At 68.2% G+C, this 534-nt stretch carries 1 pseudogene; it reads left to right on the top strand.

From position 1 onward, the window contains the following. Positions 1 to 380 (top strand): annotated as a pseudogene (locus VTU_RS26165) (methionine--tRNA ligase); the annotation flags it as partial. Between the last annotated feature and the right edge of the window lie 154 nt (positions 381 to 534).

Here is a 534-nt window from a genome sequence, read left to right as displayed (position 1 = left end):
CGCAGCAAGGCCCCGCCCCCGGCGGCGCGGCGCTGGCCCCCGCGATCAGCATCGACGAATTCGGCAAGATCGACCTGCGCATCGCGCTGATCGTGGACTGCGCCCCCGTGGAGGGCTCCACCCGGCTGCTGCGCCTGAGCTTGGACGCGGGCGAGGGCCGCCTGCGCAACGTGTTCAGCGCAATCGCCGGCGCCTGCACGCCGCAAGACCTGGTCGGCAAGCACACGGTGCTGGTGGCCAACCTCGCGCCGCGCAAGATGAAGTTCGGCGTGAGCGAGGGCATGGTGCTGTGCGCGAGCCATGGCGATGAGAAAGCCCACCCCGGAATCTACCTGCTGACCCCCTGGCCCGGCGCCACGCCCGGGATGCGCGTGCGCTGAAAAGACCTTGTTTCCAGGATGCTCGCCCGGGAGTTCAGGGATTTCCCCTTGGCCGCAGCGCCGGCTTTGCGGCACAGTGAAAGTTTGCATCAGGAGCGTTCCATGCCATCCAAACACCGCTTTTTGTCGCTCGCTGCTGCGGCCGCACTGCTGC

Origin of the sequence: Verminephrobacter aporrectodeae subsp. tuberculatae At4, assembly GCF_000193225.1 — a bacterium.
Taxonomy (GTDB): Bacteria; Pseudomonadota; Gammaproteobacteria; order Burkholderiales; family Burkholderiaceae_C; genus Acidovorax; species Acidovorax aporrectodeae.
Note: the sequence above shows the minus strand (reverse complement) of the source record. Positions and strands in the feature narration are given on the sequence as shown.